The sequence below is a fragment of the Paraburkholderia sediminicola genome, from assembly GCF_902859805.1.
Lineage (GTDB): Bacteria > Pseudomonadota > Gammaproteobacteria > Burkholderiales > Burkholderiaceae > Paraburkholderia > Paraburkholderia sediminicola.
In genome coordinates this window covers 399,687-424,830 of sequence record NZ_CADIKC010000003.1, presented here as the reverse complement: position 1 = coordinate 424,830, position 25,144 = coordinate 399,687, and the positions used below count along the sequence as shown (strand labels likewise).

At 62.2% G+C, this 25,144-nt stretch carries 26 protein-coding genes; 8 read left to right on the top strand and 18 right to left on the bottom strand.

Annotation, left to right across the window (positions count from 1 at the left end; genetic code table 11):
• The first annotated feature begins 60 nt into the window (after window positions 1–60).
• From R8871_RS14245 to R8871_RS14235, 3 genes are read left to right on the top strand one after another with little or no spacing between them, the layout of a single operon-like run.
• Entirely contained in the window at window positions 61–1,320 is a 1,260-nt protein-coding gene (locus R8871_RS14245) for a M48 family metallopeptidase (protein WP_175051030.1), read from the top strand.
• Window positions 1,317–2,258, top strand: a complete 942-nt coding sequence (gene rsgA, locus R8871_RS14240; RefSeq protein ID WP_175051029.1) for a ribosome small subunit-dependent GTPase A — start codon at window positions 1,317–1,319, stop codon at window positions 2,256–2,258. Before R8871_RS14245 ends, rsgA begins: the two co-directional genes overlap by 4 nt.
• Before the next feature lie 30 nt (window positions 2,259–2,288).
• Window positions 2,289–2,609: a putative signal transducing protein gene (locus tag R8871_RS14235; protein ID WP_175051028.1), complete on the top strand. Its 321-nt coding sequence runs from the start codon at window positions 2,289–2,291 to the stop codon at window positions 2,607–2,609.
• 204 nt (window positions 2,610–2,813) lie between these two features.
• Here the strand turns inward: R8871_RS14235 and R8871_RS14230 are convergent, their stop codons facing one another.
• The 6 genes from R8871_RS14230 to rpsP form a co-directional block, all read right to left on the bottom strand.
• The gene (locus tag R8871_RS14230; protein ID WP_175051027.1) at window positions 2,814–3,752 is read right to left on the bottom strand and encodes a CobD/CbiB family protein; all 939 of its coding nucleotides are present in this window, start codon (window positions 3,750–3,752) and stop codon (window positions 2,814–2,816) included.
• A gap of 115 nt (window positions 3,753–3,867) precedes the next feature.
• Entirely contained in the window at window positions 3,868–4,584 is a 717-nt protein-coding gene (locus R8871_RS14225) for a CoA pyrophosphatase (protein WP_175051026.1), read from the bottom strand.
• 93 nt (window positions 4,585–4,677) lie between these two features.
• Entirely contained in the window at window positions 4,678–5,067 is a 390-nt protein-coding gene (gene rplS / locus R8871_RS14220; RefSeq protein WP_012433948.1) for a 50S ribosomal protein L19, read from the bottom strand.
• 145 nt (window positions 5,068–5,212) lie between these two features.
• Entirely contained in the window at window positions 5,213–5,980 is a 768-nt protein-coding gene (gene trmD, locus R8871_RS14215) for a tRNA (guanosine(37)-N1)-methyltransferase TrmD (RefSeq protein ID WP_054036120.1), read from the bottom strand.
• A 24-nt stretch (window positions 5,981–6,004) separates the two neighbouring features.
• Entirely contained in the window at window positions 6,005–6,739 is a 735-nt protein-coding gene (gene rimM / locus R8871_RS14210; protein WP_175051025.1) for a ribosome maturation factor RimM, read from the bottom strand.
• 117 nt (window positions 6,740–6,856) lie between these two features.
• Window positions 6,857–7,111, bottom strand: a complete 255-nt coding sequence (rpsP, locus tag R8871_RS14205; RefSeq protein ID WP_006476550.1) for a 30S ribosomal protein S16 — start codon at window positions 7,109–7,111, stop codon at window positions 6,857–6,859.
• A gap of 172 nt (window positions 7,112–7,283) precedes the next feature.
• Between rpsP and R8871_RS14200 the strand changes: the two genes are divergently transcribed.
• Together R8871_RS14200 and R8871_RS14195 are read left to right on the top strand one after the other, a co-directional pair.
• Window positions 7,284–8,486 (top strand): PQQ-dependent sugar dehydrogenase, encoded by a 1,203-nt coding sequence (locus R8871_RS14200; protein ID WP_407673156.1) that lies wholly within the window; start codon window positions 7,284–7,286, stop codon window positions 8,484–8,486.
• A gap of 108 nt (window positions 8,487–8,594) precedes the next feature.
• Window positions 8,595–9,062, top strand: a complete 468-nt coding sequence (locus R8871_RS14195; protein ID WP_175051024.1) for an NINE protein — start codon at window positions 8,595–8,597, stop codon at window positions 9,060–9,062.
• A 16-nt stretch (window positions 9,063–9,078) separates the two neighbouring features.
• Here R8871_RS14195 and R8871_RS14190 read toward each other — a convergent pair whose 3' ends face one another.
• Together R8871_RS14190 and R8871_RS14185 are read right to left on the bottom strand one after the other, a co-directional pair.
• Window positions 9,079–10,224, bottom strand: a complete 1,146-nt coding sequence (locus tag R8871_RS14190; protein WP_175051023.1) for a PA0069 family radical SAM protein — start codon at window positions 10,222–10,224, stop codon at window positions 9,079–9,081.
• A gap of 110 nt (window positions 10,225–10,334) precedes the next feature.
• On the bottom strand, window positions 10,335–10,823 hold the full coding sequence (locus R8871_RS14185; protein WP_054036112.1) for an Lrp/AsnC ligand binding domain-containing protein: 489 nt from the start codon (window positions 10,821–10,823) through the stop codon (window positions 10,335–10,337).
• A gap of 169 nt (window positions 10,824–10,992) precedes the next feature.
• Between R8871_RS14185 and R8871_RS14180 the strand changes: the two genes are divergently transcribed.
• Window positions 10,993–12,279 (top strand): D-amino acid dehydrogenase, encoded by a 1,287-nt coding sequence (locus R8871_RS14180; RefSeq protein WP_175051022.1) that lies wholly within the window; start codon window positions 10,993–10,995, stop codon window positions 12,277–12,279.
• Between the two features lie 162 nt (window positions 12,280–12,441).
• Here R8871_RS14180 and R8871_RS14175 read toward each other — a convergent pair whose 3' ends face one another.
• From R8871_RS14175 to R8871_RS14150, 6 genes are all read right to left on the bottom strand, one after another.
• Window positions 12,442–14,232, bottom strand: a complete 1,791-nt coding sequence (locus R8871_RS14175; RefSeq protein ID WP_175051021.1) for an acyl-CoA dehydrogenase — start codon at window positions 14,230–14,232, stop codon at window positions 12,442–12,444.
• Between the two features lie 106 nt (window positions 14,233–14,338).
• Complete coding sequence (locus tag R8871_RS14170) at window positions 14,339–15,274, bottom strand: electron transfer flavoprotein subunit alpha/FixB family protein (RefSeq protein WP_175051020.1); 936 nt, start codon at window positions 15,272–15,274, stop codon at window positions 14,339–14,341.
• A 13-nt stretch (window positions 15,275–15,287) separates the two neighbouring features.
• Window positions 15,288–16,037 (bottom strand): electron transfer flavoprotein subunit beta/FixA family protein, encoded by a 750-nt coding sequence (locus tag R8871_RS14165; protein WP_172316903.1) that lies wholly within the window; start codon window positions 16,035–16,037, stop codon window positions 15,288–15,290.
• A 248-nt stretch (window positions 16,038–16,285) separates the two neighbouring features.
• Window positions 16,286–17,086, bottom strand: a complete 801-nt coding sequence (locus R8871_RS14160; protein WP_175051019.1) for a MetQ/NlpA family ABC transporter substrate-binding protein — start codon at window positions 17,084–17,086, stop codon at window positions 16,286–16,288.
• Window positions 17,087–17,133: 47 nt separating this feature from the next.
• Entirely contained in the window at window positions 17,134–17,787 is a 654-nt protein-coding gene (locus tag R8871_RS14155; RefSeq protein ID WP_054037200.1) for a methionine ABC transporter permease, read from the bottom strand.
• Window positions 17,777–18,811 (bottom strand): methionine ABC transporter ATP-binding protein, encoded by a 1,035-nt coding sequence (locus tag R8871_RS14150; protein ID WP_175051018.1) that lies wholly within the window; start codon window positions 18,809–18,811, stop codon window positions 17,777–17,779. The genes R8871_RS14155 and R8871_RS14150 overlap by 11 nt, the downstream gene beginning before the upstream one ends.
• Before the next feature lie 251 nt (window positions 18,812–19,062).
• On the opposite strand from R8871_RS14150, the gene R8871_RS14145 reads away from it, so the two are divergent.
• Complete coding sequence (locus R8871_RS14145; RefSeq protein ID WP_175051017.1) at window positions 19,063–19,977, top strand: alpha/beta hydrolase; 915 nt, start codon at window positions 19,063–19,065, stop codon at window positions 19,975–19,977.
• 148 nt (window positions 19,978–20,125) lie between these two features.
• Here the strand turns inward: R8871_RS14145 and R8871_RS14140 are convergent, their stop codons facing one another.
• Both R8871_RS14140 and R8871_RS14135 read right to left on the bottom strand, forming a co-directional pair.
• Window positions 20,126–20,926, bottom strand: a complete 801-nt coding sequence (locus R8871_RS14140; RefSeq protein WP_175051016.1) for an enoyl-CoA hydratase — start codon at window positions 20,924–20,926, stop codon at window positions 20,126–20,128.
• Between the two features lie 88 nt (window positions 20,927–21,014).
• Window positions 21,015–21,938: a histone deacetylase family protein gene (locus R8871_RS14135; RefSeq protein WP_175051015.1), complete on the bottom strand. Its 924-nt coding sequence runs from the start codon at window positions 21,936–21,938 to the stop codon at window positions 21,015–21,017.
• A gap of 242 nt (window positions 21,939–22,180) precedes the next feature.
• On the opposite strand from R8871_RS14135, the gene mltB reads away from it, so the two are divergent.
• Window positions 22,181–23,368 (top strand): lytic murein transglycosylase B, encoded by a 1,188-nt coding sequence (gene mltB, locus R8871_RS14130; protein WP_246287564.1) that lies wholly within the window; start codon window positions 22,181–22,183, stop codon window positions 23,366–23,368.
• 143 nt (window positions 23,369–23,511) lie between these two features.
• On the opposite strand, the gene cysM is transcribed toward mltB, so the two are convergent.
• Window positions 23,512–24,414, bottom strand: a complete 903-nt coding sequence (gene cysM, locus R8871_RS14125; protein WP_175051013.1) for a cysteine synthase CysM — start codon at window positions 24,412–24,414, stop codon at window positions 23,512–23,514.
• Window positions 24,415–24,700: 286 nt separating this feature from the next.
• A complete protein-coding gene (locus R8871_RS14120; RefSeq protein WP_175051012.1) occupies window positions 24,701–25,099 on the bottom strand; it encodes a ComEA family DNA-binding protein in 399 nt (132 codons plus the stop codon).
• Between the last annotated feature and the right edge of the window lie 45 nt (window positions 25,100–25,144).

The window sequence follows — 25,144 nt, the reverse complement described above, 5'->3', positions numbered from 1 at the left end:
CCCCCGCCGCCAGGCGGGAAGAAACATATAATTCTCGCATAGATACCACGGAATCCCCGGATGCCTACCCTGTACTTCACTGTTCTGTTCGTCGTCGCCGTCGTGGCGATGGTCGGCACCAAGCTGTGGCTCGCGTCGCGGCAGATCCGCTTCGTCGCCGGCCATCGCGAGCAGGTGCCGAGCCAGTTTGCCGGCACCATCGCGCTCACCGCGCATCAGCGCGCCGCGGACTACACCGTCGAACGCACGCGGTTGACGATGATCGAGATCGTTGTCGGCGCGGCCGTGCTGATCGGGCTGACGCTGCTGGGCGGCGTTCAGTCACTCGACCTGGCGATCTCAGACTGGCTGGGCCGCGGCTACGCCGGCCAGATCGCGCTGGTCGCGGCAGTGATCGCGATCACCAGCGTGATCGATCTGCCGTTCGAGTACTACCGGCAATTCGTGGTCGAGCAACGCTTCGGCTTCAACCGCATGAGCAAGGGCATTTTCTTCCTCGACCGTCTCAAAGGCGTCCTGCTCGGCGCCGCGTTCGGTCTGCCGCTACTGTTCGTCGTGCTGTGGCTGATGAACCAGGCGGGCAGCCTGTGGTGGCTGTGGACGTGGATCGTCTGGGTCGCGTTCCAGTTGCTCGTGCTGGTGCTGTATCCGTCGTTTATCGCCCCGCTCTTCAACAAGTTCGAGCCGCTCAAGGACGAAGCGCTGAAAAGCCGCATCGAAGCGCTGATGAAGCGCTGCGGCTTCGCCGCCAAGGGCCTGTTCGTGATGGACGGCAGCCGCCGTTCGGCGCACGGCAATGCGTATTTCACCGGCTTCGGCGCGGCCAAACGGATCGTCTTCTTCGACACGCTGCTCGCGCGACTGTCGGGCAACGAGATCGAAGCGGTGCTCGCACACGAACTCGGCCACTTCAAGCGTCGTCACGTGATCAAACGGATGGTCGTCATGTTCGCGATCAGCCTCGTGATGCTCGCCCTGCTCGGCTGGCTGACGCAATGCGTCTGGTTCTATGAAGGACTGGGCGTGCGGCCCTCGCTGATCGGCGGCAATAGCGGTCTCGCGCTGGTGCTGTTCTTCCTCGCACTGCCGGTGTTCCTGTTCTTCGTCACGCCGCTCGGCAGCCTTAGCTCACGCAAGCACGAGTTCGAGGCCGATGCCTTCGCCGCGACGCAAACTGATGCGCAAGACCTCGTCAACGCGCTCGTCAAGCTCTATGAAGACAACGCGTCGACCCTGACGCCCGATCCGCTCTACACCGCCTTCTATTACTCGCATCCGCCGGCGTCGCAGCGGATCGACCGCCTGCTGCGGCACGCATGAGCGGCCGCTCCCCGAAAGCGCCGCGCGCGCCGTCCAGCACGCGCGTAGGCGGCCTGGTGATTGCCGCTCATGGGCGGCACTACCTGGTCGCGCCGGAAGACGGCAGTCCGATGCTCCAGTGCTTCCCGCGCGGCAAGCGCAGCGAAGTAGCGGTCGGCGACCGCGTGATTTACGAGCCGACTTCGGCCGATCAGGGTGTGATCGTCGAGATCGGCGAGCGGCGCAATCTGCTGTATCGCTCGGATCAGTACAAGTCGAAACTGTTTGCCGCGAATCTCGACCAGTTGCTGATCGTGCTCGCGACCGAACCGCATTTCAGTGAAGACCTGCTTGGCCGCGCGCTCGTCGCCGCGGAGGCGAATGAACTGAAGCCGTTGATCGTGCTGAACAAGATCGACGTGACCGGCGCGCTGGAGGGTGCGCGCAAGCGGCTCGAGCCATACCGTGCGCTTGGCTACACCGTCGTCGAAGTCTCGATCAAGACGCAGCCTGACGCCGCGCGACCCGCTTTGCTCGAGCATCTGCAAGGTCACTCGACGCTGCTGCTCGGACAGTCGGGCATGGGCAAATCGACGCTGGTGAATCTGCTGATCCCGGATGCCGAAGTCGCGACGCGCGAAATTTCGACCGCGTTGAACAGCGGCCGGCACACCACCACCTTCACGCGACTCTACCCTTTGCCTGGCGCCGACGGCGGCGCGCTGATCGATTCGCCGGGCTTCCAGGAATTCGGCCTGCATCATCTGACCGAAGGCCGGCTCGAACGCGCTTTTCCCGAGTTCCGGCCGTTGCTGCCGAACTGCCGCTTCTACAACTGCCATCACTTGCAGGAGCCGGGCTGTGCGATTCTCGAAGCGGTCGCCGATGGCAGCATCCGGCGCGAACGTCATGCCCTGTATGCGCAACTGGTGCACGAAGCCAGCCAGATCGTGCGCTAACGCGCGCGGCAGCCAAACCTTGGGTTCACGATGAAATTGATGCGCGCGCCGAATCTGATCATCGGACAGCATTGGGTCAATGTGCTGGAGACGGCGGGGATCGCTTGCGAGTTGCATAACCGTTATCTGAACGGCGCGCTCGGCGAGATTCCGGCGGATCAGTGCGCGCCGGAGCTGTGGCTTGTGGACGAGCGCGATGAGGGGATGGCGCGGCGGTTGATCGACGCGGCTTCGCATGGACCCGCTGCGGGTGCGCCTTCGTGGCAATGCCGCCAGTGTGGGGAGACGCTTGAGGCGCAGTTCACGGTGTGCTGGCAGTGTGGGACGGCTCGGGATCCGCTGGATGGGTGAAGTGGTTGCCCGCCCCGGTTGGTCGGTTAAATGGTTCGGGCGCGGATGATAGACGTTGAAACGGCCCGCACTCAGCTTCCGAGCGGTAAAACTACCGCGGCATGAGCAATAAAAAAAGCCGGGTTTAATACCCGGCTTTTTTCTAAGTTGGTCTAGGTTGCCCTACGTTGCGTTAGCCGCGCGCTCTGGCTCAAGCGAGTTGCATCAGGCAAGCCAGACCGCGATCGTCAACATCAACAGCAGAATCATCCACAGCACCACCGCACGCCACACGAGACCCACCGCAGATTGGAGCGTGCGCGGCGTGCAGTCGTCGCCGACTTGCATCGGGCCGCCGTCGCCGGTAGCCAGTGCGTCGAGGCTCGACTGTTCCGCGAGCGGGCCACTCAGACGCGCACCCAGCGCCCCGCTGCCTGCGGCCAGCAACACGCCGTCGTTCGCATCCGGCCACTGACGCGCATGGTTGCGCCACGCATAAATCGCGTCTTCGAAATTGCCGACAATCGCAAAGCCCAGCGACGTGAGCCGCGCCGGCACCCAGTCGATCACGAAGAAAGCACGTTGCGCGAAGCTCGAAAACGCCGCGGTGCGATCGTCGACCGGCCGCGCCCACGTGCGCGCCAGATATTCGGCGATGCGATACAGCACCGCGCCCGCCGGCCCGACCGGAATCAGGAACCAGAAGAACACGCCGAACACATGCCGATGCGAAGCGACCACCGCGTGAATCAGCGTATGACGCACGATCTCGCTGACGGGCATATCCACGGTATCGAGCCCGGTCCATTCATTCAGGATTTCACGCGCACGCGGGACGTCGTCGTTATTCAACGCGAGATGGATATCCGTGAAGTAATGGCTGAACTGACGGAAACCGAGCGTGAAGTACAGCACCGCGACGTTCCACAGGAACGCCAGCGCAAAGTGAATGTGATACAGCACGTAGTAGATGAGCGCGACGGCGAGCGTCCAGGGCACCACCACCACCAGCCACGCGAGCAAGCCGTGCTTGGGCTTGCCGGCATCGAATCCGTGCGCCGCCGACTCCGCATGGTATTGAAGCAATGCCGCCACCGGATTGTTCAGCGACAGCGCGCGGACCTGTTCAATAATCAGAGCCAGCAATACGGAGAAAAAAGTCATGCGATGCGCCGTGCTTTTCGAGTTTTTACGATTGTTTTATAACGATAGCACAGGGTCGGATGCCACTGAGCACGGACGTTGACAAACACCCAACAAGTGCACAACCCGAGGCGATTCAAGCCGCGAGAAAGCGATAAAAGTTGCGCAGCATCGCCGCCGTCGCGCCCCAGATGAAATAGTGGCCGCCCACCTGCCCCTCGCGATCCTCAGCTTCCGCCGACGCGGGCCGCGGATAGGGCATGGCGAAAAAGCGCCGCTGACCGCCTTCGTAACGAAACACGCGTTCTTCGTGATGCGCGGGGTTCATCAGGAAAGCGAGCGGCACTTCGAAGACTTCGGCCACTTCGAACGCATCCGCTTTCAACGTGAAGGGTGGGTGCACCAGACCGATCACAGGCGTCACCCGAAAACCGGTGCCCGTCAGATAGTCGGGCAACGCACCGAGAATTTCAACGCGCGACGGATCGAGACCAACCTCTTCCTGCGCCTCGCGCAACGCCGTGGCGGTTGCATCCGCGTCGAACGGTTCATGACGGCCGCCGGGAAAGCTCACCTGGCCCGCGTGGTCGTTCAGATGGTCTGCACGTTGAGTCAGGAGCACGGTGAGGCCATTGTCGCGCACGACCAGCGGCACCAGCACAGCGGCAACGCGCGGATCGACATGCTGATCGCGCCACGGTGCTTCGATAATCGGCTCAGGCGCCCAACTCAGACGCTGCTCGAAGCGCGCACGCAGACCGTCGGGCGTCAGGCGCCCGGCAACCACCGGTGGCAGATCGGCACCCGTCGCTTCGACAGGTAGAGTTTCAGGCTCAAAGGCGGGGCGGATCAACGGGTCTCTCGGAATGAGCGGATAGGGGACATTCCGCTATTTTGACCTGGCAAACAAAAAAGCACCCGCGAGGGGTGCTTTTTCTTACAGCTTTTACGCTTCCGGAGCAGCGCGGTCTTTCTTGGCGACCAGCTTTTCCTTGATTCGAGCCGACTTGCCCGAACGGTCGCGCAGGTAGTACAGCTTCGCACGACGCACATCGCCACGACGCTTCACGACGATGCTTGCCAGCAGCGGCGAGTACGTCTGGAACGTACGCTCGACGCCTTCGCCCGACGAAATCTTGCGGACGATGAACGACGAATTCAGACCACGGTTACGCTTGGCGATCACAACGCCTTCGTAAGCCTGAACACGCTTACGCGTACCTTCAACCACGTTCACGCTGACGATCACCGTATCGCCGGGGGCGAATTCGGGGATGGTCTTCTCGCCGAGGGCGCGGCCGATTTCTTCCTGCTCGAGTATTGCAATCAGATTCATCACTGACTCCTATGTCCATCTTGTCGGCGTTCGTACCTGCTTCACAGAAAACTGTTCGGCTACGGCCCCGATAGAGGATGGGTTCACATCTGGCGCCGTACACGCATGTGCGGCGCCGCCTATGTCCGCTCGAAAGCCCAAGGCTTTACGCCTTCGACACTTCCTTCGCGAGACTCGTAAGCCATGCCTCGTCGGCACGGCTCAACATCTTGTTCTTTCTGGCCTTCACGATCAGATCGGGCCGTTTGTTCAACGTGTTACGCAAGGCTTCACGCCGACGCCACGCTTCGATTTCCGCATGATGGCCGCCAAGCAGCACATCAGGGACACGCACGCCGTCGTATTCCTCCGGACGCGTGTAATGCGGACAATCCAGCAACACGTCGACGAAACTATCCTGCACCGCCGATTGCGAGTCGTTCAGCACGCCGGGCAACTGACGCACCACGGCATCCATCAACGCCATCGCCGGCAATTCGCCGCCTGACAGCACGAAGTCGCCGAGACTGACCTCTTCGTCGACAACACGGTCGAGCAAACGCTGATCGATCGCTTCATAGCGCCCGCACAACAGGATCAGACCGGGCTCGGCCGCGAACTGCATGACACGATCGTGATTCAGCGTGGCGCCTTGCGGCGACATCATCACGACGCGCGACGCGCCGATGCCCTGCTCCGCCTGCGCCGCTTTCGCCGCGCCGATCGCGTCTTCGAGAGGCTTGGCCAGCATGACCATGCCGGGGCCGCCACCGTAGGGACGATCGTCGATTGTGCGGTAATTGTCCGTCGTGAAATCGCGGGGATTCCACGTGCGCAACCCGTAGCGCTCCTGCTTCGCCGCACGGCTGGTGATACCCCAGTCGGTCAGCGCACGAAACATGTCAGGAAAGAGCGTCACGACATCAAACTGCATCGCTCTCTCCAGTCAGCGAGTTATTTAGTAATCGGTTTCCCAGTCGACGATGATCTGCTTCGCCGCCTGATCCACCGTTTTGACAAAGACGCCGACGAACGGGATCAAACGCTCGCCGGTGACCGGCTTACCGCTTTTGTCGGTATCCGGATATTCGATGCGCAACACCGAGTGCGCACCGTTGTCGATCATGTCTGCAACCTTGCCGAGGTGGACCCCGGCAACGTTCACCACATCCAGGCCGAGCAGGTCGACCCAGTAGAATTCGTCGGCCTCGAGGGCCGGAAATTCGCTGCGGCTGATATAGACGCGCGTGCCGCGCAGTGCCAGTGCCACATCTCGGTCAGCTACGCCGCCCAGATGGGCAACGATACTGTCGCTATGCGTTTTTGCCTGTAATGACGGCGCCGATTTGCGCTCGTGGCCTTTCAGCAACCACCAGCGCTTCGCGCTTAACAATGCGTCTCCGCCGTGCCCGGCATCCGCATGCGCGGCCACCTTGACCCAGCCTTTGAGGCCGTAAGCGTCGACGATTGCACCGACCTCGACCGCATCGGCCGGCCAGCTTTCCACCGTTTCCGGTCGCATTTCTGCTGCGCTGGAAGCGGCGTTTGCAACTTTGGCTTTCGCCTGCCCTTCGGCTGCTTCGACCGGCTTGCGGACGAATGCACCGAACGGCGCCTGACCAGACGTCTTCGCGCGCGGGGCTGCCGCTTTTGCCTTTACGCGACCAGAATTGCCGGAATCACGTTCAGACATAAGAGAACCTCGCTGCCAACTTCGACGTCTGCTTCAGCAAAACTCGCGCATCGGACTGCTCACGCAAGCTGCGCGAGCCGCCGGCCGAACCGACGACGATACGCATGCTAGCTACCATTAAGCAGCCGGCTGCGCCTTTTGCGCTTCTTTCACGAGACGCTGAACGGTCGGCGACAGTTGCGCGCCAACACCTTGCCAGTACGTCAGGCGATCTTGAGCGATACGCAGCGACTCACCCTTCGTAGCGACCGGGTTGTAGAAGCCAACGCGTTCGATGAAGCGGCCGTCACGACGGTTACGCGAATCGGTTGCGACGATGTTGTAGAACGGGCGCTTCTTGGAGCCGCCACGAGCCAAGCGGATGATGACCATACTAGAATCCTTGAAAACCGGGGTTCGGAACGACTGAAACACGCGATTATAGCGGGAAACCGACGCCATAACAAACACTTACCGGGATAAACTGCACGACGGGGTTGTGCCGGCCATACGTGCCAAGGCCTCGAAACACGCCGAAACGCCCGAATTACCTGACGGAACGCCCGTGAAACTCCTGCCGCCATCTGCGTTTTTTTTCGTTTCACGCGCCGTCTTTCGGCGAGTTGCCGGCTTTTCGCCGATTACAGGCTCTTTGCGCGCCGTCCGTGTTCAGGCCCTGCGAATGGGCACAGCGTTGTTGCTTGCCACCATGGCCTTGCCGGCGCTGGCCGCGCTGCCGGTCGAGCGCATCAAACTGCCGCCCGGCTTCCACATCGAGGTCCTCTCGGACGCCGTGCCGAGCGCGCGGGCCATGGCACTCTCGCCGAAGGGCATTCTTTATATAGGCAGCCTTGACGGCCACGTCTACGCGCTCGAGTTGCAAAATGGGCGCGTCACGGCCCGCCATGTAATCGCTTCCGGGCTGGAAACGCCGGCGGGCGTGGCATGGCGAGACGGCACGCTGTACATCTCAGCAGTGTCGAAAATTCTACGCTTCGACGCGATCGACGCCCATCTGAATGACCCGCCCAAGCCAGCCATCGTCACCGACTCACTGCCGACAGAGACCCATCATGGCTGGAAATTCATCGCTTTCGGCCCGGATGGCAAGCTCTACGTGCCGCAAGGCGCGCCCTGCAACGTCTGCCTGAAAGACCGCGACCGCTTTGGGATGATCGGCCGTATGGACCCGGACGGCAGCCATTACGAAGTTGTGGCGCGCGGCATTCGCAACTCTGTCGGCTTCGCGTGGCATCCGGGGACGCACGAATTGTGGTTCACCGACAACGGCCGCGACCTGATGGGCGACGACGTACCGGACGACAAACTCAACCGCGCTCCGCGCGCCGGCATGGACTTCGGCTTTCCGTACTGCCATGGCGGCGACACGCCCGACCCCGAATTCGGCAAAGACCATCCATGCAGCGCCTTCACGCCGCCAGCTGTCAAACTCGGCGCGCACGTCGCCGCGCTCGGCATGCGCTTTTACAGCGGTTCGATGTTTCCGGCCGCTTATCGCAACAATATTTTTATCGCCGAACACGGCTCGTGGAATCGCAGCAAGAAGGTCGGCTACCGCGTCGTGCGGGTGATCACCAACCCGGACGGTAGCAACGCGCACCCGGAGGTTTTTGCCGAAGGATGGCTCCAGCCTGGCGAATCGGTATGGGGCCGCCCCGCCGACGTGCAACCGATGCCCGACGGCTCGCTCCTCATCAGCGACGACTACGCCGGCGCGGTCTATCGCGTGACCTATTCAGCGCCTTAGCCTTAGCCTCAACCTTAGCCGTAAGCGCGCCGCGGGCGTAGAATGCGCCTCGGCCCGCGCACCGGCGCCCCGCTCCTTTCGACAGCCTGTCACTCTACCCTCGCCTACATGTCCACCCTTGCTTCGACGTCCTCGCATTTCAGATCCAAGACGCTTACCGCCGCGCTGGCCTTCTTCTTTGGCAGCCTCGGCGCCCACCGCTTCTATCTGTACGGCATGCGCGACATCTACGGCTGGGCACACCTGCTCGGCACGCTGATCGGAATTCCGGGCGCCATGCTGGTAGTGGCGAGCGAACGGGCCTCGATGCTCGGCTGGGTGCTCGCGTTTTTCGGCGCCGTTTCGCTGCTCTCCGCCTTTCTGGCCGCGATCGTCTACGGCCTGCGCCCGGATGAAAAATGGGACGCACAGTTCAACGCGCAAACCCAGCGTAAAAGCCGCTCTGGCTGGACTGTCATTTTCATCGTGATCTTTTCGCTGCTGATCGGCGCATTCCTGCTGATGACCGGCCTCGCGATCTCGTTCCAGACTTACTTCGAAGGTCAGGTGCAGGCCGCCAAAGCACTCTCGCAGTGACCCACTGCGCGCCACGCTAAAAAAGCCTCAACTGTGGATTGTCGGGCGGCGGCGGTTCGGTGCGCACCGGCTCAACCCGGCGAAAATGCGACATATCGAGAATGCCGCGATCGCGCCGGTCTAGCCCGAGCCGGCGCACAGCATTGTGAAAGCGCTGCTTCAGCAGGTCCGCCCACAGACCTTCTCCCTTCATTCGCGTGGCGAAGTTCGAGTCATAGTCCTTCCCGCCCCGCATATCGCGCACGCGGCTCATCACCCGGTCAGCCCGATCAGGAAAATGCGCCGCGAGCCAATCCTTGAAGAGCGGCGCAACCTCCCACGGCAAACGCAGCACGATGTAGCTCGCATTGCTTGCACCTGCCTCCGCACACGCTTCCAGCACGCGCTCCATGTCCGGCTCCGTGACGAACGGGATCACCGGCGCGATGCTGACGCCAACCGGAATGCCCGCCTCGCTCAACGTACGGATCGTGCGCAACCGACGCGACGGCGTGGCCGCACGCGGCTCAAGCGTGCGCGCGATATCCGCGTCCAACGTGGTGATGGTGATGGCCGCCATGAACTGCCCGCGCGCCGCCATAGGTGCAAGCAGATCGATATCCCGCTCAATCAGCGACGATTTGGTGATCGCCGCGAACGGATGGCCGCACTCGCTGAGCACTTCGACTACGCGCCGCGTGAGGCGCAGATCGCGCTCGACGGGTTGCCAGGCGTCGGTGTTGACGCCAAGCGCGATTGGCTCAGGCACATAGGACTTTTTCGACAACTCGCGCGCGAGCAATTCGGGCGCATTGATCTTCGCGTAAATACGGCTTTCGAAATCGAGTCCCGGCGACAACCCCAGATAACTATGCGTAGGCCGCGCAAAGCAATAGATGCAGCCATGTTCGCAGCCCCGATACGGATTCAACGACACGCTGAACGGAATATCCGGCGACGCGTTGCGCGTGAGGATGGTCTTGGCCCGCTCTTCGAAAACCTGCGTGCGCAAGACCTTGGGTTCGCCGTCTTCCTCCGGCGACGCAAGCCAGCCGTCGTCCACCACTTCACGCTGGTCGACTTCGTAACGGCCTTGCAGGTTCGTCACTGCACCCCGCCCCTTGCGAGGCGTGGGCGGAGCAATCGGAAATTCGTTGGCGGAGTGGGTGTCGGAGTCGGTCACGGCTGAAGCACGCAAAAAGCAGGACGGCAAGCAAAACGGCGTAAAACACCTGTATAAATATACAGTGTTTACGCCGTTTGTCGAGTCCAGCTACGCGACTCCCGCGCGAGCTAATCGCCAACCGCAATCGTCAGCGTTTCCTTGATCTCTTCCATCACCACGTAGCTCTTCGACTGCACCGCGCCGGGCAGTTGCAGCAGGATGTCCCCCAGCAGCTTCCGGTAGTCGGCCATTTCGCCGATGCGCGCCTTGATCAGATAGTCGAAGTCGCCCGAGACGAGGTGGCACTCCAGCACTTCGGGGATCTTCTGCACCTCGCGGCGGAACTGGTCGAACATGTTGCCGCTCTTGTGATCGAGCGTGATCTCGACAAATACCAGCAGCGCCGCGCCCAGCTCGGCTGGGTTCACGCGCGCGTGGTAGCCGGTGATCACGCCGTCGCGCTCCATCCGCTTGACGCGTTCGATGCACGGCGTGACGGACAGCCCGACCTGCTCGGCGAGGTCTTTCATCGCCATCCGGCCGTCCTGTTGCAGGAGCCGCAGGATCTTGTGATCGAGTTTGTCGAGGGCCCGGATCGGTTGGCGCTGTGTACGCATGGTGTTTTTGCTGAAAATCTTGAAAATACAATAACAAAACCTACCTGACTGTTAATAGTATAGCGGTTATCACTGGGCGATCCGCGTTACACCTCGTTAATCGAACGAATTCAAACGAATCGACGAGCGCACCGTCCTCAGACCTCTTATTGAACATCCTGGAGCAGCTATGCGAGTCGTCGTTTTGGGCAGTGGCGTTGTCGGAGTGACGAGTGCTTATTACCTCGCGCGCGCCGGCCATGAAGTGACCGTCATCGACCGCGAGGCCGGCCCGGCGCTCGAAACCAGCTTTGCCAATGCCGGCCAGATCTCGCCGGGCTACGCGTCGCCGTGGGCCGCGCCGGGCGTGCCGCTGAAGGCCGTCAAATGGATGTTCCAGAAACACGCGCCGCTGGCGATCCGTCTCGACGGCACGCAATTCCAGTTGCAATGGATGTGGCAGATGCTGCAGAACTGCACGTCGGCGCGTTATGCGGTGAACAAGGGCCGTATGGTCCGCCTCGCCGAATACAGCCGCGATTGCTTGCAAGCGCTGCGCGCCGAAACCGGCATTCAGTACGAAGGCCGTACCGGCGGCACGCTGCAGGTGTTCCGCACGCAACAGCAGTTCGACGGCGCCGCGAAAGACATCGCCGTGCTGCAGGAAGCGAACGTGCCCTATGAACTGCTGTCGCCTGCCGAACTCGCGCAAGCCGAACCGGCGCTCGCCGCGGTTTCGCACAAGCTGACGGGCGGCCTGCGCCTGCCGGGCGACGAAACCGGCGACTGTCAGATGTTCACCACGCGCCTCGCCGCGATGGCCGAGCAACTGGGCGTCAAATTCCGCTACAACACGCCGATCGACTCCCTCGCCATGGCGGGCGACCGTATCGCCGGCGTGCAGTGCGGCGATGAACTGGTGCGTGCGGATTCGTTCGTCGTCGCGCTCGGTTCGTACTCGACGAAATTCCTGTCCGGCCTCGTGAAAATTCCGGTCTACCCGCTCAAGGGTTATTCGATCACCGCGCCGATCGTCAACGAAGCGTCCGCGCCGATTTCGACAGTGCTCGACGAGACCTACAAGATCGCGATCACGCGTTTCGACGACCGGATTCGCGTCGGCGGCATGGCGGAGATCGTCGGCTTCGACAAGTCGCTACGCCAGGCGCGCCGCGAAACGCTGGAACTGTGCGTGAACGATCTGTTCCCGGGCGGCGGCGATACGTCGAAGGCCACCTTCTGGACCGGTCTGCGCCCGATGACGCCGGACGGCACGCCGATCGTCGGCCGCACCCCCGTGCCGAACCTGTTCCTGAACACGGGGCACGGCACGCTGGGCTGGACGATGTCGTGCGGCTCGGGTCAACTGCTGGCCGACGTGATGTCGAGCAAGCAGCCGGCAATCAAGGCGGATGATCTGTCGGTGCATCGCTATCTCGGCGAGACCGGCGGTGCACATCGCCCGGCTTATGCGTAAGACGCTTGTGCGTAATAATTAATGTTTTAACGCTTCGCGAGCGGTTGCGCCGGTTCTTCATCTCAGACGGACTGGCCTGACAAAGACAAACGGCGCCCAACAGGGCGCCGTTTGTCTTTTTATGCGCGAGCCTCCACTACCTGGCTCGACAGAAATGCAACATCAGAACTGATCGTCCGACAACGCCAGCACACTCTCCCCACCCTTCGCGCTGACGATCGAGGCTTCCAACGCCGAAGCCAGCGGCAGCACATGCTCAGCATAGAACTGTGCGGTGGCGATCTTCGCGCCATAGAACGACGGATCTTCAGTGCGCTTTTCAGCCGCCACTAGCAACGCACGCGCCATCTGCCAGCCGCCCAGCACAACGCCCGCCAGTTTCAGATACGGCACGCTGCCGGCGAACACGGCGTTCGGATCGCTCTTCGTGTTGGCGACAACGAAATCGACCACCGCGCTCAGCGAACGATGACCCTGCGTCAGGTACTTTTTCATCGAATCGAACGCAGCGCCTTGCTGCGCGCCGAGTGCTTCGATCGTTTCAGCCACGCTGGCCAACAGCGCCTTCGCCACCTTGCCGCCGTCACGCACGGTCTTGCGGCCGATCAGATCGTTGGCCTGGATCGCGGTTGTTCCTTCATAGATCGGCAGAATGCGCGCGTCGCGGTAGTACTGCGCGGCGCCGGTTTCTTCGATGAAGCCCATGCCGCCATGCACCTGCACACCGAGGCTCGTCACGTCGATCGACAGCTCCGTGCTCCAGCCCTTCACGATCGGCACGAGGTATTCGTAGATGGCCTGATGTTCGGCACGCCTGGCTTCGTCGGGATGACGATGCGCGATATCGCAGTGAGCCGCGGCGACATACGCCAGCGCGCGCGACGCTTCGGTAAGACCGCGCATCGTGGCGAGCATGCGGCGCACATCCGGGTGCTGAATGATCGCCACCGATTGCTTCGCAGAGCCATCCACCGGCCGGCTTTGCACGCGATCCTTCGCATACGCCACAGCCTTCTGATAAGCACGATCCGACACGGCAACACCTTGCATGCCCACCGCGAAACGCGCCGCGTTCATCATGATGAACATGTACTCGAGGCCGCGATTTTCTTCGCCGATCAGATGACCGATCGCGCCGCCGTGGTCGCCGAATTGCAGCACCGCGGTCGGGCTAGCCTTGATGCCGAGCTTGTGCTCAATCGACACGCAATGCACGTCGTTACGCTCACCGAGCGAGCCGTCTTCATTGATGAGAAACTTCGGCACGATGAAAAGCGAAATGCCCTTCACACCTTCCGGTGCATTCGGCGTGCGCGCCAGCACGAGATGGGCGATATTCTTCGCCATGTCGTGCTCGCCCCACGTGATGAAAATCTTCGTGCCGAACAGCTTGAACGAACCATCGCCCTGCGGCTCGGCGCGCGTGCGTACCAGCGCGAGATCTGAACCGGCCTGCGGCTCGGTCAGGTTCATCGTGCCGGTCCACTCGCCGGAAATCAGCTTGGGCACATAGGTTTGTTTCTGCTCTTCGCTGCCCGCCGTGAGCAGCGCCTCGATGGCGCCGTCCGTAAGCAGCGGACACAGCGCGAACGACAGGTTCGACGCGTTCAGCATCTCGATACAGGCCGTGGCGATCAGCTTGGGCAGACCCTGGCCTTCGTAGTCGACCGGATGTTGCACGCCTTGCCAGCCGCCTTCGCCGAACTGGCGGAACGCATCCTTGAAACCGGGTGATGCGGTGACCACGCCATCCTTCCAGCTGCTCGGATTGCGATCGCCTTCCACATTCAGCGGCGCCAGCACTTCGCCGCACAGTTTCGCCGATTCGTCGAGGACGGCTTGCGCCGTGTCGAGGTTCGCGTCTTCGAAGCCCGGCAGCGTCGCAATATCTTCGAGACCGGCCAGTTCTTTCATCACGAACAGCATGTCCTTGATGGGCGCCGTATAGCTCATTTCAGTTCTCCTCCTGCCTGTCGATATGAAAAAGGGCGCCGGACTTGATAGGTCCCACGCCCTTTGTGTGCTGCCAGACGCCTTTTTACACGGCGCTGTGGCTGTGTTAGCCGAGCTCGCTAACGAGTTCCGGCACGACCGTGAACAGATCGCCCACCAGACCATAATCGGCGACGCTGAAAATCGGCGCTTCCGGGTCCTTGTTGATCGCCACGATGACCTTCGAGTCCTTCATGCCGGCCAGATGCTGGATCGCACCCGAGATGCCGACCGCCACATACAGTTGCGGCGCGACGATCTTGCCGGTCTGGCCGACCTGATAGTCGTTCGGCACGAAGCCCGCATCCACTGCTGCGCGCGATGCGCCCAGCGCTGCATTCAGCTTGTCCGCCAGCGGCTCCAGAACCTTCGTGTAGTTCTCGCCGTTGCCGAGACCCCGGCCGCCCGAGACGATGATCTTCGCCGAGGTCAGCTCCGGACGGTCCAGCTTCGTCACTTCACGGCTCACGAACTGCGAGAGGCCCGTGTCGGCTGCCGCTTCGATCTTCTCGACCGCTGCGCTGCCGCCTTCTGCTGCCACCGGGTCGAAACCGGTCGTGCGGACCGTGATGACCTTGATCGGGTCTTGAGACTGAACCGTTGCGATCGCGTTACCAGCATAGATCGGGCGCTCGAACGTGTCGGCGCTGTCCACTGCGGTGATGTCGCTGATCTGCGCGACGTCCAGCTTCGCGGCGATACGCGGCGCGATGTTCTTGCCGTAAGCGGTCGCCGGCGTGAGGATGTGCGTGTAGTCCTTCGCGATGTTCAGCACGGTTGCCTGGATGTTTTCCGCCAGACCCGCTTCGAGTTGCGCCGCGTCAGCCAGCAATACCTTCGAAACGCCTGCAATCTTCGCTGCGGCATCTGCCGCGGCTTGCGCGTTGTGACCTGCGACCAGCACGTGGATATCGCCACCAATCTTCTGCGCCGCTGCAATCGTGTTCAGCGTCGCGGCCTTGATCGACGCGTTGTCGTGTTCAGCAATTACCAGATTCGTCATTTCGTCCGTCTCCTCACAGCACCTTGGCTTCGGTCTTCAGCTTCTCGACCAGCGTCTTCACATCCGGCACCTTCACACCGGCGGAGCGCTTGGGCGGCTCGACGACTTTCAGCGTCTTCAGGCGCGGCGTCACATCAACGCCGAGGTCTTCCGGCTTGATGACTTCCAGCGGCTTCTTCTTTGCCTTCATGATGTTCGGCAGCGTCACATAGCGCGGCTCGTTCAGGCGCAGATCGGTCGTGATCACAGCCGGCAGGCTCAGCGACAGCGTTTCCGCGCCGCCGTCCACTTCGCGCGACACCGTCGCCTTGCCGTCAGCGACGACAACCTTCGATGCGAAGGTCGCTTGCGGCAGGTTAGCCAGCGCAGCCAGCATCTGTCCGGTCTGATTCGAATCGTCGTCGATGGCCTGCTTGCCGAGGATGACCAGTTGCGGCTGTTCCTTGTCGACCAGCGCCTTGAGCAGCTTGGCGACCGCCAGCGGCTGCAGGTCTTCGCCCGACTCGATCAGGATCGCGCGGTCCGCGCCGATTGCCAGCGCCGTGCGCAGCGTTTCCTGCGCTTGCGTCACACCCGCCGACACGGCGATCACTTCGGTCGCCACGCCCGCTTCGCGCAGACGAACAGCTTCTTCAACCGCGATTTCGTCGAACGGATTCATCGACATCTTCACGTTCGCGATGTCGACGCCCGTGCCGTCCGATTTGACTCGAACCTTCACGTTGTAATCGACCACTCTCTTGACTGGCACCAGGATTTTCATGCACACGCTCCAAAGTTACGAATACGTCAACCCAACGGACATTATAGCGACTGCCCTCATGGCAGCCTTGTCGCGGGCGCTCTAGCAGAAGGATATCGCTCCTCAGCGGCGTGACGGCAATAACGAACGATCGTTCTATTTTAATCTCGAAAAAACCCGGGAGACAACCCCGGGTTAAGACTTACGACTCTAATTTTGCATTGCCGTCGTGTTCTGTCGGGCGAAACGGTCGAAAAACGGCCGTCAAATCACCACGCGGTGATCACCGCCCCACCAAACTTGCTTTCGACAAACTGCTTCACTTCCGGCGAATGATACGCCGCGACCAGCTTCGCAACCCACGGCTTGCCCTTGTCGGCTTCGCGGATTGCGATGATGTTCACGTACGGACCCTTCGGGTCTTCGATCGCGATGGCGTCCTGCTTGGGCTTCAAACCCGCTTCCATTGCAAAGTTCGTATTGATCGCGGCAGCGTCCACGTCATTCAGCGAGCGCGGGATCTGCGCGGCGTCGAGTTCGACGATCTTCAGCTTCTTCGGGTTGTCGACGATATCGAGCGGCGTCGCCTTCAGACCCGCGTCCGGGCGCAACTTCAGCAGACCCTGCTTCTGGAGCAACAGGAGTGCCCGGCCGCCATTGGTCGGATCGTTCGGCACCGCGATCTTTGCGCCGGGCTGCAATTCAGCCAGCGTCTTCACTTTCTTCGAGTAGATGCCCATCGGGTACGTAACCGTATCGGCGATGCGGATCAGTTTGTAGCCGCGGTCCTTCACCTGCGCCTGCAGGTACGGGTCATGCTGGTAGCTGTTCGCGTCCAGGTCGCCGCCGGCGAGCGCCGCATTCGGCTGCACGTAGTCGGAGAATTCTACGATCTTGATGTTCAGACCGTTCTTTGCCGCGACCGTCTTCACGACTTCCATGATCTGCGCGTGCGGGCCGCCGGTGACGCCGACCTTGATCGTGTCGTCAGCGTGAGCCACGGTGGCGGCAGCGAACAGCGACGCGGCGCCGAGTGTGGCGGCCAGCTTGAGAATGAAACGACGTTGCATGATGGACCTTTTTTTGATTCTGCTTGGTGGGCTCCGATAGCCCTTGCTTATTTGTGGCTCAAACGACGCACGAGCCAATCCCCGAACGACTGCACCAGTTGCACGAAGACGATCAGGATCACCACGACCGTCACCATCACTTCCGGCAGGAAACGCTGATACCCGTAACGAATGCCCAGATCGCCGAGCCCGCCGCCGCCGATCGCACCGGCCATCGCCGAATAGCCGACCAGCGAGACGAAGGTGATCGTCAAACCGGCGACCACGCCCGGCAGCGATTCCGGCAACAGCACCTTGAAGACAATCTGACTGGTGGTCGCGCCCATCGCCTGCGCGGCTTCGATCAGACCGCGATCGACTTCGCGCAACGCGGTTTCGACCAGACGCGCAATGAACGGCGCTGCGGCGATCGTCAACGGCACCACGGCCGCAGCCGTACCGATCGACGAACCCACCACGAGACGCGTGAACGGAATCACGGCAACCAGCAAGATGATGAACGGCGTTGAACGCACGGCGTTGACGATCACGCCCATCACGCGATTCACGGCGATGTTCTGCAACACGCCCTGACGGTCCGTCAGATACAGCAGCACGCCAAGCGGCAAACCGACCGCCGCGCCGACCAGTCCGGAAATGCCCACCATCACGAGCGTTTCCCAGAACGACTGGACGAACATATCGAACATTTCACTCAACATACGACAGCTCCTCTACCACCACACCCTGTTCGCGCAGATAGGTCAGCGCCTGTGCGACCTTCGCCGGTTCGCCACCCGCGAGCACCGCGAGCGAACCGAATGCCTGCCCCTGGATCTCGTCGATCTGGCCGTGCAGGATGTTGAAGTCAAGTTCGTAGCGGCGAATCGTTTCCGACAGGATCGGTTGATCGACGCCCGAACCGGTGAACGCCAGGCGCAGCAAGTGGCCGCTGCCGGTCTTCAGGCGTTCGGCCACGCGCGCCTTCATCGCGGGCGGCAGCTCCTGCGCGATCACGTCGCCGATCAGCGCGCGCGTCACTTCGTGATGCGGTTGCAGGAACACGTCGATGACCTTGCCCTCTTCGACCACACGGCCGGCATCCAGAACCGCAACGCGGTCGCAGACCTGCTTGATCACATCCATCTGGTGCGTGATCAACACGATCGTCAGGTTGAGTTCGCGATTGATGCGCTTGAGCAAATCAAGGATCGAGCGCGTGGTTTCGGGATCGAGCGCCGAAGTCGCTTCGTCGGAGAGCAGGACCTTCGGCTTGCTCGCCAACGCACGCGCGATGCCCACACGCTGCTTCTGCCCGCCGCTGATCTGCGCCGGATAACGATCCTTCTGCGCCGACAGGCCAACCAGTTCGAGCAGCGGCAGTACGTTCGCCTCGATCTCATCGCGCTTCATGCCGGCGAGTTCGAGCGGCAGCGCCACGTTCTCGTACACCGTGCGCGACGACAGCAGGTTGAAGTGCTGGAAGATCATGCCGATTTCGCGACGCGCCTCGCGCAACTGCGCGGCGGGCAGCGTCGTCAGATCGCGGCCGTTGACGACGATGTTGCCTTCGCTCGGACGCGTCAGCAGATTGATAGTGCGCACGAGCGTACTCTTGCCCGCGCCGCTGCGGCCGATGATGCCGAACACCTCACCCGCCGGAATCGACAGATTGACGTTGTGCAGCGCTTCGACCCAGCCCCGGGGTCCGGCGAACCGCTGAGAGATATTGCGTATTTCGATCATGGAAAAACGAAACGGCGGAGTTTGCCAACGAGCGTTGTGCGCTCCCGACAAGCGGCCGCCGTTGCTTTTATTGGGATTTGAGGCCGCAATTCTACCGCAGCGTCGTCATTCCCTTTAATAATCAATTTCGATCTTTTCATAACCACAGAGCATTAGAGGCATGCCCGGCGCGAGATGCTCGCGCGTGCGCGCCCGCTGCGACTATGATCGGGCGAATCGAAATCAGGACCCATCCAGGATAAACGGCAGACATGGAAACAACCCGATCCGGCAATGTGCGTCCCGCAGCGGCCGCCCCTGCGGGCGCCCCGAAAGGCGCCGCCGCGCTGCGCTCCACGGTCACGACCCGCGACGGCATCGAACTGCCGTTGTATCGCTGGCCCGCCACAACACCCCTGCGCGGCACGGTCGCGCTGGTTCACGGGCTCGCGGAGCACGCCGGGCGTTACGCGGCACTGGCGGATCGGCTGAACTCGGCCGGCATCGAACTCGTCGCTATCGATTTACGCGGACACGGGCATGCGCCAGGCAAACGCGTGTGGGTCGACCGGTTCGACGACTATCTGCTCGACGCCCAGGCCTTGCTCGATGAAGCGGCAACCAGCTGCGCGCCGCTATTTCTGATGGGCCACAGCATGGGCGGCGCGGTCGCGGCGCTCTACGCAATCGAACGGCTGGAGGCAAGCGGGCGTCGGCTGAGCGGTCTGATCCTGTCGAGCCCCGCGCTCGCGCCCGGCCGCGATGTGCCGCGCTGGATGCTCAAGGTGAGCCAGGTGATCAGCCGCGTCTGGCCGACCTTCCCGGCGATGAAAATCGACGCGGCTTTGCTGTCGCGCCTTCAGCCCGTGGTGAACGCCAATCGCAACGACCCGCTGGTTCATCACGGCGCGATTCCCGCGCGTACAGGTGCGGAGTTGTTGCTGGCGATGGCACGCATTGAACGCGGCCGTGCGGGGCTGCGCGTACCGCTGCTGGTGTATCACGGCACCGCCGACAAGCTCACCGAACCTGAAGGCAGCCGCGATTTCGGCGCGCACGCAGGATCGCCCGACAAGACGCTCACCATGCACGAAGACAGCTATCACGAGACGATGAACGATCTCGACCGGGATCGGGTGATTGGCGCGCTGATCGACTGGATCGAGAAGCGGCTGCCCAAAGCCTGAGCGCAGCACGGCGTTTCGACGACGCAAACAGGAAATGGCGTGAGTCGATGCGCGGACGCCTCAAGTTTCGGCGTCGGAGCGCATTCTGAAGCTCAAGTGCGGACAAGTCGTTGCAGGGACAGGCTCCGGCAAGAACGGTCCAGTCCGGCTAGCGCTTCCAGTCGGGCGGTCGTTTGTCGATGAAGGCCTGCACGCCTTCGAGCGCGGAGTCGTCCATCATGTTGCAGGCCATGGTCTGGCCGGCTAACTGGTACGCCGCTTCGATCCCCATTTCGAGTTGACGATAAAACAGGCCCTTGCCGGCGCTCACCGCTTCGACGGGTTTCGCGCAGATGCTCTTCGCGAGCCGCGCGACCTCCGCATCGAGCGCGTCCGCCGGCGCGATGCGATTCACGAGTCCCTGCTGCTTCGCCTGAAGAGCATCGATGAAATCACCGGTGAGCAGCATTTCGAGCGCCGCCTTGCGCGATAGATTGCGCGACAGCGGCACCGATGGCGTCGCGCAGAAAAGACCCAGATTGACACCCGAGACCGCAAAGCGCGCGGTGTCGGCAGCGACAGCCAGATCGCACATCGCTACCAGCTGACAGCCGGCCGCCGTAGCGATGCCGTGCACACGCGCGATCACCGGTTGCGGCAAGCGCTGGATCGTCAACATCAGTTTCGTGCAGCGCGCGAACAACGCCTGGTAGTACGTGAGCGACGGCGCCGCGCGCATTTCCTTCAGATCGTGTCCCGCGCAAAACGCGCGGCCGGCGCCGGCGATCACCACCACCCGCGCGTTGGACTCCGCCAGCGCCGTCAGCGCAGACTGCAACGCATCGAGCAGAGCCTCGGAGAGCGCGTTGAAGGCATCGGGCCGGTTCATCGTCAAACGGACGACGCCCGGCACGCCGTAGGCGTCGTGTTCGATTTCGACCAGCGACGCACCGCGCACCTCGGCATTCATGGCTCGCTCCTCGTTGAATTCATGCAGTTCGCAAAGTTCGCGCAGTTCGCGCGGCGTGGTGTGGCGTGGTGCGGCGTCGTGTAGCAGCTCAGATACCGGCCAGCGAGCGCACGTGCGCAACCACGCTACGCCCCAACGCCGACAGGTTGTACCCGCCCTCGAGACAGCTGACGATCCGTCCCCGCGCATAGCGCTTCGCAATCTCGCGCACCTGATCGGTGATCCATGCGTAGTCGTCTTCGACGAGACCCATGTTGCCGAGATCGTCCTCGCGATGCGCATCGAAGCCGGCCGAGATGAAGATCATTTCCGGCTTGAATTCATGGAGGCGCGGCAGCCACATCATGTCGACCGCCTCACGCACCGCCATGCCTTTCGAGCGTGCCGGCATCGGCACATTGCACATGTTGGGCGCCTGATTGTCGGCGCCGCTGAACGGATAGAACGGGTGCTGGAAGATGCTGCACATCAGCACGCGCGAGTCGCCCGAAAAGGCCGCTTCAGTGCCGTTACCGTGATGGACGTCGAAATCGATGATCGCCACGCGCTGCATGCCATGCACTTCAAGCGCATGACGCGCGGCAATCGCGACGTTGTTGAAGAAGCAGAAGCCCATCGCACGCGCCGGCTCCGCATGATGGCCGGGCGGACGCACGCTGCAGAACGCGTTGTCGTAGCGGCCTTCGATCACGGCGTCGGTCGCGGCCACCGCGGCGCCGGCCGCGCGCAACGCGGCCTGCAAGGTGTGCGGGTTCATCGACGTGTCGGGATCGATTTCGGCGAGACCCTCCACGGGCGACCGGCTGCGAACATAATCGACGTGGGCTTGCGTATGCACGCGCAACAGCGCTGTGTCTTCGGCGAGCGGCGGCGACTCGCGCTCGATCAGCGAGTCGATGCGGCTCGCGATCAGTTGATCTTCAATTGCCTGCAGGCGCGCCGGGCATTCGGGATGCCATTGCCCCATATCGTGCAGCAAACAATCGGCGTGGGAATAGAAGCCTGTTGCCATGATTCTCGTCTGCGGCGCGGCGCTTTCAAGGCGCGCGCGGCGTGTCTCCGTCCAGGGGCGCGCACACTGGGCGCGCCAACATTTGCCAAGTTACCACACCATGCGACTGTGACGCGCCGGGCACAGTTTTGCAGAAAGCGTCGGGTATACTGCCCTGTCCGTTTCCCCCTGTCTCTTTCGCACTGCGCCCCTAGCTCACTATGACCGTCAAGCTTGCTCTGTCTGCACGAAACCGGCTACGCATGAAGACCGCAACCGCCGCACTGTCCGTCGCATCGTGCATGTTCATGGCAACCAGTCCGGCGATGGCGCAAAGCGCCGCGAAAAAGCCGCCGGTGCTGCTCGCGCAAAGCCAACCGCAACCGGCAGTGCCGCAAGGGCAAACCTTCGAAGAAGAGATCATTCCGCAGCGCTACGCGAATAACCCGAATGTCGACGCGTTCATCAGCGACATGTCCGCGCGCTATGACTTCGACGAAGCCGCATTGCATGCGCTGTTCGCTCGCGTGAGCTATTCGGCCACCGCGGTCAAGCTCGTCACGCCGTCGCCCTCGCCGTCGGTCAAGAACTGGCGCGTATATCAGTCGCGCTTTCTCGACCAGGTGCGCATTAACGCCGGCGTGCGCTTCTGGCGCGCCAACCAGGCCACGCTGCAACGCGCCTATGAAGAATTCGGCGTGCCGCCGGAAGTGGTCGTCGGCATCATAGGTGTGGAGACGATCTATGGGCGCTTCATGGGCAACTTCCGTGTGCTCGACGCGCTGACCACGCTCAGTTTCGACTACCCGAACACCGCCAATCGCGCGGATCGTCAGGCAACCTTCCGCAAGAATCTTGAAGATTACCTGGTCTGGACGCGCGATTCGCAAATCGATCCGACCACTGTGCTCGGCTCCTACACCGGCGCGATCGGCATTCCGCAGTTTCTGCCGAGCAGCATCGTGCAATACGCGGTGAGCTACGACGGCAACAAGCAGATCGATCTGCGCACTAGCCAGGCGGATGCGATCGGCAGCGTGGCGAACTATCTGCGCCAGAACGGCTGGGAAAACGGCCGGCCCGTGGTTTGGAAGATCGGCACGGACGCCGGCAGCCTGGGCGTGGCGCAAGCGGCCGCCGACGGTAAACCGGAGCCGCATTGGCCGCTGGACCAGTTGCTCCGTGCCGGATTGCTGCTAAACGAGCCGGGAATCGATATCGCGTCGGAAGCCGGCACGCCGGTGACGGTGGTGGATCTGCCTTCCCCGGGGCGTGGCACCGAGTACATGCTCGGCCTGAAGAACTTCTATGTGCTGACGCGCTATAACCGCAGTTTCTTTTATGCGCTCGCGGTTTATCAATTGGGCGAGCGCGTCAAGGCTCAGATGGAAGCAAGCGATGCGGCGAACGCTAGCAGCAATGCTGCACCGCCGGTCGCAGCCTCACAATGAGCTGACCGGCGGCGGTTGCCAGGCACTCGTCGCATCACGAGCCGCTAGCAAGCGACACAAAAAAAGCGCCGGTTAAACCGGCGCTTTTTTATTGGCTAACTCAGATCGAGAGATCGAGAGCCACTCAATGCGCCGCGGCGCAATCAAGCCGGGAACACGCCCGTAGACAGATACCGGTCACCCCGATCGCAGACGATAAACACGATCGTCGCGTTCTCGACCTGGCGCGCGACGCGCAACGCCACCTCGCAAGCCCCGCCCGACGAGATGCCGGCGAAGATCCCTTCGACCGAGGCCATGCGCCGCGCCATTGCTTCGGCTGCGGCCTGGCTCACATTCTCGACGCGGTCCACGCGGCTACGATCGAAAATCTTCGGCAGATAGGCTTCCGGCCATTTGCGAATGCCCGGAATGCGCGAGCCCTCTTCCGGCTGCGCGCCGATGATCTCGATCGCCTGATTCTGTTCCTTCAGATAGGTGGACACGCCCATGATCGTGCCGGTCGTACCCATCGACGAAACGAAATGCGTGATGCGCCCTTCTGTGTCGCGCCAGATTTCCGGACCGGTGCCTTCGATGTGCGCGGCCGGATTGTCCGGGTTCGCGAACTGATCGAGGATGATGCCCTTGCCTTCACGCTGCATCTGTTCAGCTAGATCGCGCGCGTATTCCATGCCGCCCGTGACCGGCGTCAGCACGATCTGCGCGCCATAGGCGGCCATGCTCTGACGGCGCTCCACCGACAGGTCTTCCGGCATGATCAGCACCATCTTGTAGCCGCGGATCGCTGCCGCCATGGCCAAGGCGATGCCAGTGTTGCCGCTGGTCGATTCGATCAGCGTGTCACCCGGCTTGATGCGCCCGCGCGCTTCCGCTTTCTTGATCATCGACAGCGCCGGGCGGTCCTTCACCGAACCCGCGGGATTGTTGCCCTCGAGCTTTGCAAGGATCACGTTATTGCGGCTGCGGATCTCGTCGTCAGGGAGACGGACGAGTTGCACGAGCGGCGTATTGCCGATCGTGTCTTCAATCGTTTTGTAAGCCATATGGGTTCTGGTGCTGTCGATGCGCGAAGTCTTCAATCCGTCGATTCTAAACCACCGTGCGCACGGCTGCCGTCCGGCCCTTCTGTCCGCATGGATGCAGGTGCTGACCGGCTGGCGCGCACCACGCAAAAAGCCCGCGGCTGAGAACCGCGGGAGCCAATCATCTGCGTGACAGCTGAAGGAGTGTTCTTAGCCACTCCGACCATGAAGGGGAAAGACGGTAACAGGTCAGATGCGGGACCGTGCGCGCGAGGTGACCCGCCTGACGCGCACGGCCCGCTTCAGGCTATTTCTTCACCGCCACAGTGGCGTTCTTTGGGGTTGCGGCCGCGCTGGTCGAGTTGGCCGCATTGGCGCCATTGCCCGCAGCGGGCGCGCCCTTGTTCTGTGCAGACGCCGCAGTCTGCGTGTTAGCAGCCGCGCCAGCCGGACCGACAGCGAGACCCTCCGCCTGCAGGCGCTCGACGGTATGCCCGCCCATGCCTTTGACGCGCTTGCCGAGATCGGACGGGTCCTTGAACGGACCATGCGCTGTACGCTCTTCGAGAATGGCTTTCGCTTTGGCAGGACCGATGCCCTTGACGCCGCGCAGCGCATCTTCGTTAGCGGTGTTGACGTCGACCGCCGCATACGCGTGGCCGAAAGCGGCCAGCATCGCCGCGGTAACCAGAATTTTTCGAAACATATGGAATCTCCCTCGTACAACCGGTTGGCGATCATCACCAACCGG

What these genes read in the sequence shown, in the direction of transcription:
- R8871_RS14245 (WP_175051030.1), top strand. Translation starts at nt 61, where the DNA reads ATGCCTACCCTGTACTTCACTGTTCTGTTCGTCGTCGCCGTCGTGGCG.
- rsgA (WP_175051029.1), top strand. Translation starts at nt 1,317, where the DNA reads ATGAGCGGCCGCTCCCCGAAAGCGCCGCGCGCGCCGTCCAGCACGCGC.
- R8871_RS14235 (WP_175051028.1), top strand. Translation starts at nt 2,289, where the DNA reads ATGAAATTGATGCGCGCGCCGAATCTGATCATCGGACAGCATTGGGTC.
- R8871_RS14230 (WP_175051027.1), bottom strand. Translation starts at nt 3,752, where the DNA reads ATGACTTTTTTCTCCGTATTGCTGGCTCTGATTATTGAACAGGTCCGC.
- rplS (WP_012433948.1), bottom strand. Translation starts at nt 5,067, where the DNA reads ATGAATCTGATTGCAATACTCGAGCAGGAAGAAATCGGCCGCGCCCTC.
- trmD (WP_054036120.1), bottom strand. Translation starts at nt 5,980, where the DNA reads ATGCAGTTTGATGTCGTGACGCTCTTTCCTGACATGTTTCGTGCGCTG.
- rimM (WP_175051025.1), bottom strand. Translation starts at nt 6,739, where the DNA reads ATGTCTGAACGTGATTCCGGCAATTCTGGTCGCGTAAAGGCAAAAGCG.
- rpsP (WP_006476550.1), bottom strand. Translation starts at nt 7,111, where the DNA reads ATGGTCATCATCCGCTTGGCTCGTGGCGGCTCCAAGAAGCGCCCGTTC.
- R8871_RS14195 (WP_175051024.1), top strand. Translation starts at nt 8,595, where the DNA reads ATGTCCACCCTTGCTTCGACGTCCTCGCATTTCAGATCCAAGACGCTT.
- R8871_RS14185 (WP_054036112.1), bottom strand. Translation starts at nt 10,823, where the DNA reads ATGCGTACACAGCGCCAACCGATCCGGGCCCTCGACAAACTCGATCAC.
- R8871_RS14180 (WP_175051022.1), top strand. Translation starts at nt 10,993, where the DNA reads ATGCGAGTCGTCGTTTTGGGCAGTGGCGTTGTCGGAGTGACGAGTGCT.
- R8871_RS14175 (WP_175051021.1), bottom strand. Translation starts at nt 14,232, where the DNA reads ATGAGCTATACGGCGCCCATCAAGGACATGCTGTTCGTGATGAAAGAA.
- R8871_RS14170 (WP_175051020.1), bottom strand. Translation starts at nt 15,274, where the DNA reads ATGACGAATCTGGTAATTGCTGAACACGACAACGCGTCGATCAAGGCC.
- R8871_RS14165 (WP_172316903.1), bottom strand. Translation starts at nt 16,037, where the DNA reads ATGAAAATCCTGGTGCCAGTCAAGAGAGTGGTCGATTACAACGTGAAG.
- R8871_RS14160 (WP_175051019.1), bottom strand. Translation starts at nt 17,086, where the DNA reads ATGCAACGTCGTTTCATTCTCAAGCTGGCCGCCACACTCGGCGCCGCG.
- R8871_RS14155 (WP_054037200.1), bottom strand. Translation starts at nt 17,787, where the DNA reads ATGTTGAGTGAAATGTTCGATATGTTCGTCCAGTCGTTCTGGGAAACG.
- R8871_RS14150 (WP_175051018.1), bottom strand. Translation starts at nt 18,811, where the DNA reads ATGATCGAAATACGCAATATCTCTCAGCGGTTCGCCGGACCCCGGGGC.
- R8871_RS14145 (WP_175051017.1), top strand. Translation starts at nt 19,063, where the DNA reads ATGGAAACAACCCGATCCGGCAATGTGCGTCCCGCAGCGGCCGCCCCT.
- R8871_RS14140 (WP_175051016.1), bottom strand. Translation starts at nt 20,926, where the DNA reads ATGAATGCCGAGGTGCGCGGTGCGTCGCTGGTCGAAATCGAACACGAC.
- R8871_RS14135 (WP_175051015.1), bottom strand. Translation starts at nt 21,938, where the DNA reads ATGGCAACAGGCTTCTATTCCCACGCCGATTGTTTGCTGCACGATATG.
- mltB (WP_246287564.1), top strand. Translation starts at nt 22,181, where the DNA reads ATGAAGACCGCAACCGCCGCACTGTCCGTCGCATCGTGCATGTTCATG.
- cysM (WP_175051013.1), bottom strand. Translation starts at nt 24,414, where the DNA reads ATGGCTTACAAAACGATTGAAGACACGATCGGCAATACGCCGCTCGTG.
- R8871_RS14120 (WP_175051012.1), bottom strand. Translation starts at nt 25,099, where the DNA reads ATGTTTCGAAAAATTCTGGTTACCGCGGCGATGCTGGCCGCTTTCGGC.